Origin of the sequence: Herbaspirillum sp. CF444, assembly GCF_000282135.1 — a bacterium.
Lineage (GTDB): Bacteria > Pseudomonadota > Gammaproteobacteria > Burkholderiales > Burkholderiaceae_D > Herbaspirillum.
In genome coordinates, this window is record NZ_AKJW01000059.1 from 139,714 (window position 1) to 154,549 (window position 14,836).

The window sequence follows — 14,836 nt, forward strand, 5'->3', positions numbered from 1 at the left end:
CCAGTGTCGTGAAGACGGTCGATACGCCGCTGGGTCCTGACTTCCGTCAGGACGACAGTCATCGTGAATGGGGGTTTTTAAGCTTGACTGAACGGCATTACGGTCACATTTACGCTTGCACGTTCATACCCTTAGTCGAAGCGGCGGTTGTACAGGATGTTCAGACCGTTGATGGTGCCCGTGCGCGCCACCACCGACCAGCGGCGCGACAACTGCCAGGTTGCTTTGGCGATGCTGGCGGCGCCGGTCAGGCTTTGTTCGTAACCGACTGAGAGCTTTTCCGAAATCGCCTTGCCGAGATTGACGACCTGTTCGTCCGAAAGCCCCGACTCGCTGGCGCCGATGGAGAACTGGTCGAGGCCGATGTCCTTGGCGATTTTCTTGCCGCCGAAATTGCCGACGAAGGCGAGCGCTTGGCTGCTGGCGCTACGCTGGCCGAGGCCCGAGCTGTCGCTGCCGTGGCCGAACATCATCCATGACAGTTTTTCGTCGTCCGGCACGTTCGGTTCCGACACCAGGCGCACGCGCGGCTGGTTGGCGTTGCCGGTGACTTCGACGCCGGCTTCGACGTCCTGATTGCGGCGCATCGCCAGGATATTCAGATTGGGATTGCTGATCGGCCCCTGGAAGTTGATGATGCCGCGCTCGATGTTGAGCTTGGTGCCGAAGGTTTCGTAGGTGCCTTCGGCGACGTTGATGGTGCCGGTGGCGCGCAAGGGCAGCAAGGGCTCGCTGCGCACCGTCATGTCGCCGCGCAGGCGCAGGTCGGCGCCGCTGCCGTTGAAGCGGAAGTTGTTGCCCAGGTCGACCTGGATATTCATCACCGGGGCAAAGCGTCCGGCGGGCTTTTCGGTGGCGGCGGTCAGTTTTTCCTGCGATGTCGCCGCTGCACCTGCCTTGGCCCGGGCCTTGCCATCCTTGTCCTTGCGCACGATCACGACGTCGTCGCCGAGCTTGGGCGCGCTGCTCTTGGGCAGATCGAACAAGGCCTTGTCGACCACGAATTTGCCGTCGATGCGCAACTGCTCATTGACGTTGGCAAGCTTGGCCTGGCCCGATAGCATCAGCTGGCGATCGGGACTGGCGAACAGTTGCAGGCGGTCGGCGACGATGGTGGCGTTGAGGTCGGGATCGGAGGCGCCGAGCTGCACCTTGCCGCTCGCGCGCAAGGTGCCTTCGCCGCCGTGGAATTCGATCTGGCGCAAATCGATGACGTTGTCGTCCATGACGATGCGGGCAATGCCATCCTTGAGCTGGATGCCCTGATCGAACAGGGTCACGGCCAGGTTGTCGCCGTTGATGGCGCCCGACAGACGCGGTTTGGCGAGCGTGCCGACGGCATTGAACTCCATGGCCAGCTTGCCGTTCAGGCTGTATTGCGGACCGAGCAGGGCGCCGATGGTTTTGACTTCAGGGACGTTGAGCCTGGCCTGCATCTTGAGCGGAGAATCCGCAGTCAGCGCGAGGATGCCGTCCTGCCTGATGAAGCCGGCCTGGCCGGTGGCCTCAACCGTGCCGATGCGGCTGGCGGCCATGCGCCCGTCGAACTTCGCTTCCTGCCCGGCGAGATCAATGCGTAATTGCAGCGCCGACAGGCCCATCGCTACTTGCGAGCTGCCGGTATTGACGGAGACGTCGCCGCTCTTGCGCGCGATTTGCAGGAAGCCGCCGGCGCTTTCCGCCAGACCGAAATTCCAGTCGGCATCGAACACCAGATCGGTCTTGACCGGCGGCGGCGTGCCCGTCATCTCCTGCACCAGTTCCAGCAGGCGGCCGACATCGACGGCTTTGGCGCTGCCTTCCGAGCGGATGCGGCCTTGCCGGTAGCTCAGGCTGCGCAGGTCGATGGCCATCTTGTCGATGTTGAGCCGTGTTGCGCCGGCGATCACGGTGTCGGGCGCCAGCGTCAGGCTCAGCGGCGACGCCAGGGCGATGTGCGGCAAGCCCTGGTTGTCCAGTTTGTCGATGACGCCGTCCCAGCCGTAGCCGGTTTTGTCTTCGGTGACCTTGCCGTGTGCATTGAGCTGCAAGGCCAGCGTCTGCCCCCTGACGCGGCCGTCGGCCTGCAGCGCCAGCTGATGGCTGCCGTAGGTGCCGGACAGGTTCAGCTTCAGCTGTTTGAGCGTCGCGTCCGGGCCGTTGTAAGCTTCGCCGTTCAGGCTTAATTGCAGCTTGTTGTTGGCTGACGAGGCGCCGCCGGCAAGATCGGTCTGCAGATCGGCTTGTCCGTCGAGCTTGTTCAGGCGGTGCTGGCCGAAGGACAGTTGTTCGCCGCTGTAGGTCGCGCGCAGGTTCGGTCGCTGCATGGTGCCGGTCACCTGGCCATCCAGCTTCAGCAGTCCCGAGATGCCGAATCCCAATCGCGCCAGCTGAGGCGCGTTGACGTGCACGTCGAGACGGTCGGACGGCGCACCGAAGGCACCCTTGAGTTGCAGCTGGTTGCCCGCCACCAGCAAGTCGACGGTGCTGGGCAGCAGACGCTTGCCGGCCAGTTGCACTTTGCCGTTGCCGCTCATGGGCAGGTTGTCGTAGCTGCTGTCGTGGATGTTGAAGGCAAGTTTCGCTTGCAGTGCCGGCGACAGCGAACCGCTGGTGTCGAAATCCATGTTGATGCGCGCCGAGACAGATCGGCTGCCTGCGGCTTTTGCACCTTTGTTGTTGGCATTTGCCGGCACGGTGCCGGTATGCATCCACAGGGACGGATCGAAGTTGCCGAGCTTGCCCTTGAATGCATAGTCCATCGCGCCGACCGTGCCCAATGTGCCGGCCAGTTCAAGGCGGGCTTTGGCGGCAGTCAGCAGGACTTGATTCAGCGTCACCTTGTCGGCGGTGATGGTGGCATCAGCCTGGACGTTGTAGACGGCGTCCTGCAGCGTGAGGACGATGTCTTGCGCATCAGGCTTCAATTGCACGGTGAGGGGGCCGCGCAGCATGGTCGTCTTGAGCTCGCGGTGGATGGCATGCAGGTCCAGGTCGGCAATCCGGAAGTCGAAACTGCCGGCCTTGTCCGCCGGACGGAACTGCCCTTTGCCGGTGATGCCGGCCTTGTTGAGCAGGGCGATATGCAGGTTCGACAACTGCTGGCTGTCCACGCCCAGATCGACGCTGGCCTTGGCTGAAGTCAATGGCAAGCGTTGCTGATCGATGCTGCCCGGGATGGCGTTGACTATCGTCACATCGCCCGCGACGCGTAAATTGTCGGCGGTGGCGCCGGCTGCCGGCGCCAGGTCGGCTTGCAGGCGCAGGTCCGCTTTCGGTGCGCCGGGGCTGAAGGTTTGCGGATTGACGTGCTGCAGGTCGACCTTGGCTTTCTTCAGCGGGACGGCGGCGAAGGGCGTGGCGACGATGTCGGCGGAGCCGTTGAGCTTGTCGCCGGTGGCGCTCAGGGCAATGCCCAGCTCTTCGAGGGAGCCGGACAATTGCGCCGCCAGCTGGAATTTCTCCTGCAGTTTTTCTTGTTGATACAGGCCTGCCAGTTCGATGCCGCCGCTGGTGGCGAAAGGCTGTTTGCCGTTCAGATGCAGCAGGGCAGTGGCCTGGCCGAAGGCCGTGGTCAGTTTGTCCAGCACCAGCGTATGTTGCACGCCGTCGGAAGTGCCATGCAATTGCAGGCCGCTGAGTTCGGTGACGGAGGTGCCCGTTTGCAGCCGCAGTTGCTGCAGCGAGATATCGTTCAGGTCCAATGCCAGCGGCAAGCTCAGCGATGCCGGCAGGACGGTCGGGGTTGGCGGCGTCGGCTGCTTGTTGATGTCGACCGTGCCGACGTGCAGATAGGACACCGTCAACCGGCGTTGGCGCAAGGAAAGGCGCCAGCTGGATTCGATGCGATCGATATCCAGTTGCATGGTCGCATCGCGGTAGCGCAGATCGCGCAGGCGTATGCCTTCGGCCAGATTGCCGCCGACCAGATTTCCCGACAACTTGCCTTGCATCGCCCACACCGCAACGCGCCATGCATTGCGCGCGCCGCTGTCGGTGCCGACCAGCCAGACCGCTGTCGCCGCCAGCGCGAGCAATGACACAACGACGCTTGCCAGCAGCCGGCGTCCGACGTAGCGAGGAGCAGGGGCCGGCGCTTGCGGGTTGTCGCAAGTGTCGCCGGCGTCGGGTGCGTTTGGTGTCGTCGGTGCGGTCATGCGTGCGTCGTGTCGATTCGAGAGTAAGAATTAAAAGGCGATGCCAAGCGAAATGTGCGGACGGATTTGCCTCTTCTGCACGCCGTAAGCCAGGTCCAGGTTGAGCGAACCGACCGGGCTGCGCCAGCGCGCTCCGGCGCCGACGCCGTTGTAGAAGGTCTTGTTGTTCCAGTTGTCGGCGGCGGCGCCGACATCATAGAACACTGCCGCGCCCCATTTCTCTGTAAACCAACGCTGATATTCGGCGCTGCCCGTCACGAGATATTTGGTCGGATAAACGGTGCCGTTCTGTGCGTTGCCGATGCTGTCGTAGCTGTAGCCGCGCACCGATTCATTGCCGCCGGCGCGAAACAGCAGCGACGCCGGCACTTCCGATGCCGAACCTTTGGTGAAGACGCCGCCCAGTTCGGTGCGGAAAATGATGAGGTCGCGCTTGGCGACCGGCAGGTATTGTTTGAAGCGTCCGTAGATGCGGCCGAAGGTCTGGTCGGTGATCACGCCCTTGAGCGCAAAGCCGGTTTCCACCGTCAGCAGGTTGCCGTGACGCGGAAAGATGGGATTGTCGACATTGCGGCGCGCCCACGAAAATCCCGGCACCAGCGCCTGATGCTTGCCTTGCGAAATGACGGTGTCGGCCGGCAAGGTGGCGCCGTCTTCCTGTTGGAGTTCGTCGCGGTAATAGGTCAGCGTGTAGGCGGTATCGTACAGCTCGCCGGTGCGCGCACGTTTGATGCCGGCGCGCAGGCTGCGCAGGTCGACGCCTTCGAGCCGTGTGCGTTCCATCGAAGTATTGACGCTATTGACGAAGTTCTTGCCATCCGGCGGCATGGCCAGGTTGAGCAGGCCGTACTGGCGCTTTTGCTCCAGCCGCAGCTGGCTGTCGAACACGTAGGCCTTGTTGAAGACGTTGTAGTGCGTATAGCGGCCCTCTACCTGCGCGCCGGTATCGGTGGCGTAGCCGACGCCGGTGCGGATGCGTTGCGTCGGGAATTCGGTGACCTGCACCTTGACCGGCGCCATGTCGGCATTCTCGGGATCGTTGTCGATGCCGACGATGGCGTTGCTGAAGTAGGGCGTATTCTGGATCTGGCGTTGCAGCGACAGCAGGCGGTTGACGTCGTACTCCTCGCCGACATTGAGCGGGTTGACGTTGCGGATGATGCTTTCCGGATAGCGCTTGGTGCCGGTGATCTGCAGCGGACCCAGCGTAAAGCGCGGGCCGCTGTCGTACTGCACCGTCAGGTCGGCCTGCTGGTCGTCGGGATCGACGCTGGCCTGCGACTGGGCGATGCGGGCGGCGGCATATTTGTGCTGCTGCAGTTTTTCCAGTCCCTGGTTCTTGGCGGTGTCCCAGTCTTCCTGGCGGAACGGCGCGCCCGCGGGCAGGGACCAGTTTTTCCGGATATCAGCAATGCGCGAGGGGTCTTCCTGGGCGGCGGCGCCGGTTGCCGTGATCTCGACCGAGCCGATCTTCGTCTGCGGCCCGGCGTCTACATGCAGTTGCACATGCTTAGTGCTTTTTTCGTCCTGGGTTTGTTCGACCTTGATCGTCGTGGTGGGCGTGAAGTAGCCTTCGGTCGACGCCAGTTGCATCACCTGGTCGCTGACGGTGTCGAGCAGGAACTGCAATTGTTCGTCGCTCAGGTCCGCACGATCCTGGTAGCGCACCAGGTCGAGAAATTCCTTGAGCATCTTTTGCAGCGGAGCGGGCGCATCAATGTCGACTTTATATGCGGCATGGGCAGATCCGGCTGCGCACGACAAAACAGCAATGGCTAATCGACAATTCCATTTCATTGGGGTGTGCGTGAATTCGGGAAACTTGGTAATCAAAAGCACTCGGACGAAAGTGCAGTTAGGATGTTGTTTATTCTCTTGACTAGGCTCTGCCGGGGGGGAATAGTTCCCTGATCCGGCTCTCCGGCCGGTTCGCGGGCCCGGTAAGTCTGGACTTGCCGTTATTGTATCCGGCAAACCGGAAAATCAAGGCGAATGCAGACGATTCGTCGCGATTTTCAGAATTTGCCCAAATACGAATGTGAAGGAGGAACGTGGTGAGCGAGCAGACAGCTGCAACGGACAAGGCAACGCAGGAAAGTCTTGTCTCGATCCATCGCTGGACGGAAAAATTACTGACATTCAGGACGACGCGGCCGGCCGGTTATCGGTTTGCGCCGGGGCAGTTCGCACGACTTGGATTGCAGGTCAACGGCGAAATGGTATGGCGCGCTTATTCGATCACTTCGGCGCAAGCCGAGGACCAATTGGAGTACTACGCCATCATCGTTCCCGACGGCTTGTTCACGTCGGCGCTGAACCAGTTGCAGCCCGGCGACCCGATATGGGTGGAAAAGCTCAGCTATGGATTCATGACGCCGGATCGCTTCACCGACGGCGAGGATTTCTGGATGCTGGCGACCGGCACCGGCCTCGGGCCCTACGTTTCCATTCTGCAGCAGCGCGAGGTGTGGCAACAGTTCCGCAATCTGATTCTGGTGCATTGCGTGCGTCACGAGGAAGAATTGACCTATCAGGAAAAATTCCAGTCCTTGCGCGCAGAGGCGGCGGCGCAAAACCTGCCGGCCCGGTTGCAACTGATACGGATGACGACGCGGGACGATGGCGCGACCGCATCGGATCGCCTGCATGGCCGTATCACGAGTGCGCTGCGCGACGGCGGTCTTGAGCGCAGCGCGGGTTTGCCGATTACGGCGGCATCGTCGCGCCTGATGGTCTGCGGCAACCCCGACATGATTACCGAGGTGCGGGAGATCCTGAAAGAGCGCGGCCTTGGCCCCTGTCGTCGCGCCGGCGGCGGTCAGTTCATTACCGAAGATTATTGGTGACAACGGCCGTCGGCTTTGCCGGGGACGATGGGTGGCGATGCGGGCGACAGGTCTCATCGCCATTTTTTTTATGTTGTTTTTCACCCTCACATCGAAACGGAGCCTACGCAAATGAACGATCGTTTTGACGAGATTCTTATTGGTATGCCGCTCCCGGGAGGTATGCAACAGGGCCGCCGGATAGAAACGATTTACGCATTTTTTCGCTATGAAAGCATCATCCGAAAACCAAAAGAAAATCGCAGGGGTTTTATTTTGGCATGTCATCTTTCGCGATTCTAAGTTCCCCAAAAAACGGCCGGCCACAGAAAAAAATATTCATAAAAATAAGAATTTTCCTAGAGATTTTTAAGGCCCCATCTTCCTATACTCATCGTGTTATGAATTTATTTTCGGATAAGTTTCGTAAATTATCGTCGCTTCGCAATCTCGATTTTTTCTGAAATTTTTTTCGCGCGCTTTCATGAAAAAAAGCGCGTATCAACATCAGGAAGGGAAAAATGGCGGGATCAAAAGCGCATAAACGTTCGCTCCGGAGCATGGATTGTTGAGTGCTGCATCGTGCATGCACGAGAGGGTACATGACGGGAGCGACTGTCTACATGAATTGATGATAGGAGAAGGTATGAGTCTGATTTTGAATAAGGTATTGCAGATCGCGATTGCCGACGACCATCCGGTCGTATTGAGCGCACTGAAAAATGAGTTGAGCCGTCTGCCGGAATTTCGCATCGTATTGATGGCGCCGACCGGTGAAAAATTGTTGGAAGCCCTGCAGCGCACGCCATGCGAAGTCGTCATCACCGACTTCGCCATGCCGACCGACGACAAGGACGAATCGGATGGCTTTGTCCTGATCAAGCGCATTCGCAACGACTACCCGTCGACCAAGCTGATCGTTTATACCGCGATGAACAACAGCGCGGTCGTCAAGCGCCTGTATCGCCTGGGCGTGTTCTCGGTGATCAGCAAGAAAGAAAAAGCGGAAGAGCTGATCAACGCCTGCCTGGCGACGCAGACCAGCAAGCAGGTTTATTTTCCTGTTTCCTTGCGCGGCGAACTGGAGATGAGTTGGGCGCAGGGCGATGCTTTTACGCAGAACAAGGAGTTGACGATGAGCGAGCTGGAAGTCGTGCGCCTGTTCGTCGGCGGCAGTTCGTTGAGCGACATCTGCGAACGCCTGTCGCGCACGCCAAGCACGGTAAGCACGCACAAGAACAACGCCATGCGCAAGCTGGGACTGGCGACCGATGCGGATCTGATCAAGTACGCGTATGCAACCGGGATGATCTAAGGTTCTTATGTTCACTGTCCCGAAGCCTGTCCATGACAAACGTGGGCAGGCTTTTTTATTCGGCTAAGCGGGGCGCAAGTGTCGGCAAATTTTCATTTTGGCAATAAAGGTCGCATAAGGCTGCATAAGGCTGCATAAGGCCGCATGACTTGCCGGGCTGCAGGTGCACAGGGCTTGGAAAACAAAAAAGGACCGAATCCGGTCCTTGATTATTTGCTGGCAGAGATTTTGTAAGCGCGAAACACTTTTGCGCCTTTGCAGTATTTGGGGTGGCTGACGGGACTCGAACCCGCGACAACAGGAATCACAATCCTGGACTCTACCAACTGAGCTACAGCCACCACTGCATGACCAAGACTTGTTTCTGCCTTAAGCCAGTGAAGCACAAGATTATACAAAACTGTGGGACTTATGGCAAATGAATTAGTCATTCAATTTCGATCAGGCTGTTTTCCCCGTAATCTCGACGATATCGGGCCGTATTTGCAGCAGGCTGGCAAAGATCGTGTCGAGCGTCGATGCGCTAGCCGTCGTATAGGCCGTCAGCGCTTCCATCGGGGCGCCGGTGTTGCCTAGCGAGCGTTCTTCCAGCAAACGCTGTAGCTGGCGCGTGACGGCTTCTCCGGTGTCGATGATGGCGGGTGAGGCCAGGCCGGCATGATGGGCGGCGGATTCGATCAGCGCGCGGACAAAAGGATAGTGCGTGCAACCGAGCACCAGCGTGTCGGCGCCTTGCTCGACGAGCGGGGCGACATATTGATCCACCAGTCTGGCGGTGGCGGCAGACTGCAGTTCGCCTTTCTCGATCTGATCGACCAGTCCCACGCAGGCTTGCGACAGGAAGCGTACCTCGTTCGTTGCGGCGATCTGCTCGCGCAACCGGACGAAGCGTTTGCTCGCCAAGGTGCTGCGCGTGGCCAGTACGCCGACGATTTTGCTCCTGCTTTGCGCCGCAGCCGGTTTGAGGCCGGGTTCGATACCGACCACGATCAGTTGCGGCCAGTGCTGGCGGATGGCCTGGATGGCGGCGGCGGTGGCGGTATTGCAGGCGACCACCAGCGCCTTGATGCCGGCTTCCACCAGAAAACTTGCCACAGCCAGCGAGCGGTCGACGATCTGCTGTTCTTCCTTGTCGCCGTAGGGCGCATAGCCGGAGTCGGCGAAATACAGCAGTTTTTCTCGCGGCAAGGCCACGCGGACATGACGCAGCACCGACAAACCGCCGATGCCGGAATCGAAAATGCCGATGGGCGCATCGGCGGCCATCGGCATCGGTGTTGCCTGCGATTGTGACGGTAAAGCCGCACCGGTCATCAGCGAACGATCTCCGGTTGCAGCTTCACTTGTGTCGCTTGTGTCGCTTGTGTCGCTTGTGTCGCTTGTGTCGCTTGTTGCTGCGTCATCATGCAGCCGTGACGGGGATTTTGCTCAGCGCGGTGTTGGTCGCGATCTTTTCCTTCCACTCGGCAGGACCGGTGTTGTGCACCGAGATGCCGTTGGCGTCGACCGCCACGGTGACCGGCATGTCCTTGACGTCGAACTCGTAGATCGCTTCCATGCCCAGGTCCGCAAAGCCCAGCACCTTGGCCGATTTGATCGCCTTGGACACCAGGTAAGCCGAACCGCCGACCGCCATCAGGTAAGCCGACTTGTGCTTCTTGATCGCCTCGATGGCGGCAGGACCGCGCTCCGACTTGCCGATCATGGAGATCAGGCCGGTTTGCTCCAGCATCATGTCGGTGAACTTGTCCATGCGCGTGGCGGTAGTCGGACCGGCCGGGCCGACCACTTCGTCGCGCACCGGATCGACCGGGCCGACGTAATAGATCACGCGGTTGGTGAAGTCGACCGGCAGCTTCTCGCCCTTGGCCAGCATCTCCTGGATACGCTTGTGCGCGGCGTCGCGGCCGGTCAGCATCTTGCCGTTTAGCAGCAGGGTCTGGCCCGGCTTCCACGATGCGACTTCTTCCTTGGTCAGCGTGTCGAGGTTGACGCTCTTGGACTTCTCGGTATCGGGTACCCAGTGCACTTCAGGCCATTCGGACAGCGATGGCGGCTCCATGTAGGCCGGGCCGGAACCGTCGAGCACGAAGTGGCCGTGGCGGGTCGCCGCGCAGTTCGGGATCATCGCGACCGGCTTGGAGGCCGCATGCGTCGGATGCATCATGATCTTGACGTCGAGCACGGTGGTCAGGCCGCCCAGGCCTTGCGCGCCGATGCCGAGCGCATTGACCTTGTCGCACAGTTCGATGCGCAGTTCTTCGGTCTTGTTTTGCGGACCGCGCTGCTTCAGTTCGTACATGTCGATGTCGTCCATCAGCACTTCCTTGGCCATCAGCATGGCTTTCTCGGCGGTGCCGCCGATGCCGATGCCGAGCATGCCCGGCGGACACCAGCCGGCGCCCATGGTCGGCACCGTCTTCAGGACCCAGTCCACCAGCGAGTCGGAAGGATTCAACATGACGAACTTGGTCTTGTTCTCGGAACCGCCGCCCTTGGCCGCGATGCGCACGTCGACGGTGTTGCCCGGCACCAGTTCCATGTGGATCACGGCAGGGGTGTTGTCCTTGGTGTTCTTGCGTTCGAATTGCGGGTCGGCCACGATCGATGCGCGCAGCACGTTGTCCGGATGGCTGTAGCCCTGGCGCACGCCTTCGTTGACGGCGTCGCTGATGGACCCGGAGAAGCCTTCGAAGCGCACGCCCATGCCGATCTTCAGGAACACGTTGACGATGCCGGTATCCTGGCAGATCGGGCGCTTGCCTTCGGCGCACATGCGCGAGTTGGTCAGGATCTGGGCGATGGAATCCTTCGCGGCCGGGCTTTGCTCCAGCTCATAGGCGCGCGCCAGATGCTGGATGTAGTCCACCGGATGGTAGTAGCTGATGTATTGCAGCGCGGCGGCTACGGATTCGATGAGATCGTCTTGCTTGATGATGGTCATGGCTGGTTCTCTCGGGTTGAATGAATAAAAGGGACGTCAGTGCAGGTCAGGCGACCCCGACGGCTCCTGCGGATGGCTCATGAGCCGGTCGCAGTAAGCGATCGCCATGGCGGACAACAGAAAAGTGATGTGGATGCCGGTCTGCGCCAGCAGGGTCTTGACGTCGTACAGGTTGGCGTTGATGAAGGTCTTGAGCAGATGGATGGACGAGATGCCGATGATCGCCGTCGCCAGCTTCACCTTGAGCACGGAAGCGTTCACGTGCGACAGCCATTCGGGCTGGTCGGGATGGCTTTCCAGATTCATGCGCGAGACGAAGGTCTCGTAGCCGCCCACGATCACCATGATCAGCAGATTGGAAATCATCACCACGTCGATCAGCGCCAGCACCACCAGCATGATGGTTTGCTCGTTGAGCTTTTCCGGACGCAGCGCGCCTTCGATGGCGACGGCGTCGAGGATATGTTCCAGCGAAGACGGATTGCCCAGCGCCGCGCCGATCAGGTCGCTGAGCTCGACCCAGAAGTGATAGACATAGACGCACTGCGCCAGGATCAGGCCAAGATACAACGGCAACTGCAGCCACCGGCTCATGAAAATCAGATTGGGCAGAATGCCGATCTTTTTCTTGGCGGAAGAAGCGGGGCGGGTGTCTTTCATTGGCGCGAATCTTAAAAATCGTAGTGTTGAAACCGGAGATGTTTGCGGAGCGCGATGCCGGCGACGCTTTGTTCGGTCGTTGCCGGTATCCAGGCGGCACTCGTTCGGTACCTTGTCTGGCGCGTCGTCGCAAGCTGCGGACGAATTCAGGCCGCTATTTTACACTCCCTTGCCGCTCTCTTGGCGGCACGGCGCGATTGCGCCGTCATTGCTGTCGATCCGGCCGGCAAATGCGATAATGCAGACGGGCAATATCGCAAGACGGGCGCTTCGCAAATTTCGCCGCATCGCCATGGTCTGACCTTTGGACAGGCGCATGCATCGCAGCGAACGAAGTGCAGACGCGACTTCCGGAGGGGCATCAATCCGGAAGGTGTAAGGACTGAGTAAGTGAATACGCCTATGTTTTGCAAAACGCAAAATCATCAATCGCAGGAGACTAATCGTGGCAGACATCGAAACATTCAAGCAGGAAAACCGTGTATTCGCTCCACCGGCGGAATTCGTAAAGAATGCCGCCGTATCCGGCATGGATGCCTACAACGCCTTGTGCGCCGAAGCCGAGCGCGACTACGAAGGTTTCTGGGCCCGGCTGGCGCGTGAAAACCTGCAATGGAAGCAGCCTTTCACCAAAACCCTGAACGAGTCCGACGCCCCGTTCTACAAATGGTTTGAAGACGGCAAGATCAACGTCTCGTACAACTGCCTCGACGTCAATCTCGACAACGGCAACGCCGACAAGACCGCCGTCATTTTCGAATCCGACGACGCCAAAGTCACGCGCGTCACCTATCGCGAACTGCACAAGAAAGTCTGCCACTTCGCCAACGGCCTGAAGTCGCTCGGCGTCAAGAAGGGCGACCGCGTCGTCATCTACATGCCGATGTCGGTCGAAGGCGTCGCCGCCATGCAAGCCTGCGCCCGCATCGGCGCCACGCACTCGGTGGTGTTCGGCGGCTTTTCCGCCAAGTCGCTGCAAGAACGCGTGATCGATGCCGGCGCAGTCGCCGTCATCACCGCCGACTACCAGGTGCGTGGCGGCAAGCAATTGCCGTTGAAATCCATCGTCGACGAAGCCCTCGCCATGGGCGGTTGCGACACCATCAAGAACGTCATCGTCTACAAACGCGCCGGCGCCGACATCAACTGGGTGGCAGGCCGCGATCTGTGGCTGCACGACGTCGTCGCCAACCAGTCCGACGTCTGCGAACCGGAATGGGTAGATGCCGAACATCCGCTGTTCATCCTCTACACCTCGGGTTCCACCGGCAAACCGAAGGGCGTGCAGCATGCGTCCGGCGGCTACCTGCTGTGGGCCGTGCTGACGATGAAGTGGACCTTCGACATCAAGCCCAACGACATCTACTGGTGCACCGCCGACATCGGCTGGATCACCGGCCACACCTACATCGCCTATGGTCCGCTGGCCGTCGGCGCGACGCAGATCGTGTTCGAAGGCGTGCCGACCTATCCGAACGCAGGCCGTTTCTGGGACATGATCCAACGTCACAAGGCCACCATTTTCTACACCGCGCCGACCGCGATCCGCTCGCTGATCAAGGCCGCCGACGCCGATGAAAAAATCCATCCCAAGCAATACGACCTGTCGTCGCTGCGCTTGTTGGGGTCGGTCGGCGAACCGATCAATCCGGAAGCCTGGATGTGGTACTACAAGAACATCGGCCATGAAAAATGCCCGATCGTCGACACCTTCTGGCAAACCGAAACCGGCGGCCACATGATTTCGCCGCTGCCGGGTGCGACGCTGCAAGTGCCGGGCTCCTGCACGCTACCGCTGCCGGGCATCACCGCCGCCATCGTCGATGAAACCGGCAACGACCTGCCCAACGGCACCGGCGGCATCCTGGTCGTCAAGCGTCCGTGGCCGTCCATGATCCGCACCATCTGGAACGATCCCGAGCGTTTCAAGAAGAGCTATTTCCCCGAAGAATTCGGCGGCAAGGTCTACCTCGCCGGCGACGGCGCCATCCGCAACAAGGAAACCGGCAACTTCACCATCACCGGCCGCATCGACGACGTGCTCAACGTTTCCGGTCACCGCATGGGCACGATGGAAATCGAATCCGCGCTGGTCGCCAATCCCATCGTGGCCGAAGCCGCCGTGGTCGGCAAACCGGATGAAACCACCGGCGAATCGATCTGCGCCTTCGTCGTCCTCAAGCGCCCGCGCCCGACCGGCGACGAAGCCAAGGCCATCGCCAAGGAGTTGCGCGACTGGGTCGCCAAGGAAATCGGCCCCATCGCCAAGCCGAAGGAAATCCGTTTCGGCGACAACCTGCCCAAGACCCGTTCCGGCAAGATCATGCGCCGCCTGCTGCGCGTGCTGGCCAAGGGCGAGGACATCACCCAGGACATCTCCACGCTGGAAAATCCGGCCATCCTGGATCAGTTGAAAGAAGCGCAATAAGAGACGTAATGATCGTTCGGAAGGGCCGGCGGACAGCGCCTCAAGCTCGCTGGCGGCCCGGCGATCGATAGCGATCAGGCAAGTAATCATGGCGGGGCAGCAATGCCTCGCCATTATTTTTTAGTGGGTAAGGGGATAAAACCATCTCATTTTCCGAAAAATGTTGCTATAATCAGCGGCTTCGCTAAAAACGAAGCCAAATTCCGGAGAGATGGATGAGTGGTTGAAGTCGCACGCCTGGAAAGCGTGTATAGGTTAATAGCCTATCGGGGGTTCGAATCCCCCTCTCTCCGCCAGAATACAAATGCCCGCGCCAGCGGGCGTTTTTATTTGTATTTCCATTTTGTTTGCGCAGCAAACCCATCTGCGGAGAGAAGTAAGCCGCCTGCGCGGCTTACGTGGTGGATTCGAAGGGAATCGCTTGCAAGCGATTCAGCGGCCTGCGGAACGTAGGCGAATCCCCCTCTCTCCGCCAAATATAGTTCTCAGAGGTTCTCAGTAAATCTCTAACGCTCTCGAAAGGCCAAG

The 14,836-nt window shown here is 59.9% G+C and carries 8 protein-coding genes and 2 tRNA genes; 4 read left to right on the plus strand and 6 right to left on the minus strand.

Annotated elements, in window-relative coordinates; translation table 11 throughout:
- Positions 1 to 131 precede the first annotated feature (131 nt).
- Complete coding sequence (locus PMI16_RS12445) at positions 132 to 4,136, minus strand: translocation/assembly module TamB domain-containing protein (protein ID WP_007879964.1); 4,005 nt, start codon at positions 4,134 to 4,136, stop codon at positions 132 to 134.
- 30 nt (positions 4,137 to 4,166) lie between these two features.
- The gene (locus PMI16_RS12450) at positions 4,167 to 5,933 is read right to left on the minus strand and encodes an autotransporter assembly complex protein TamA (protein WP_034380292.1); all 1,767 of its coding nucleotides are present in this window, start codon (positions 5,931 to 5,933) and stop codon (positions 4,167 to 4,169) included.
- Positions 5,934 to 6,190: 257 nt separating this feature from the next.
- Between PMI16_RS12450 and PMI16_RS12455 the strand changes: the two genes are divergently transcribed.
- Positions 6,191 to 6,982: a ferredoxin--NADP reductase gene (locus tag PMI16_RS12455; protein WP_007879966.1), complete on the plus strand. Its 792-nt coding sequence runs from the start codon at positions 6,191 to 6,193 to the stop codon at positions 6,980 to 6,982.
- A gap of 625 nt (positions 6,983 to 7,607) precedes the next feature.
- A complete protein-coding gene (locus PMI16_RS12460) occupies positions 7,608 to 8,276 on the plus strand; it encodes a response regulator transcription factor (protein WP_007879971.1) in 669 nt (222 codons plus the stop codon).
- A gap of 265 nt (positions 8,277 to 8,541) precedes the next feature.
- Here PMI16_RS12460 and PMI16_RS12465 read toward each other — a convergent pair.
- The 4 genes from PMI16_RS12465 to PMI16_RS12480 form a co-directional block, all read right to left on the minus strand.
- Positions 8,542 to 8,617: transfer RNA gene (locus PMI16_RS12465), tRNA-His, on the minus strand.
- A 100-nt stretch (positions 8,618 to 8,717) separates the two neighbouring features.
- Positions 8,718 to 9,548, minus strand: a complete 831-nt coding sequence (murI, locus tag PMI16_RS12470) for a glutamate racemase (protein ID WP_007879973.1) — start codon at positions 9,546 to 9,548, stop codon at positions 8,718 to 8,720.
- A gap of 130 nt (positions 9,549 to 9,678) precedes the next feature.
- Entirely contained in the window at positions 9,679 to 11,220 is a 1,542-nt protein-coding gene (locus PMI16_RS12475) for a fumarate hydratase (protein ID WP_007879976.1), read from the minus strand.
- A 36-nt stretch (positions 11,221 to 11,256) separates the two neighbouring features.
- The gene (locus tag PMI16_RS12480) at positions 11,257 to 11,880 is read right to left on the minus strand and encodes a YqhA family protein (protein ID WP_007879978.1); all 624 of its coding nucleotides are present in this window, start codon (positions 11,878 to 11,880) and stop codon (positions 11,257 to 11,259) included.
- Positions 11,881 to 12,325: 445 nt separating this feature from the next.
- Here PMI16_RS12480 and acs point away from each other — a divergent pair, with 445 nt between their 5' ends.
- Together acs and PMI16_RS12490 are read left to right on the plus strand one after the other, a co-directional pair.
- Positions 12,326 to 14,308, plus strand: a complete 1,983-nt coding sequence (gene acs, locus PMI16_RS12485) for an acetate--CoA ligase (RefSeq protein WP_007879981.1) — start codon at positions 12,326 to 12,328, stop codon at positions 14,306 to 14,308.
- Between the two features lie 205 nt (positions 14,309 to 14,513).
- Positions 14,514 to 14,604, plus strand: a tRNA-Ser gene (locus PMI16_RS12490).
- The last annotated feature ends 232 nt before the right edge of the window (positions 14,605 to 14,836 follow it).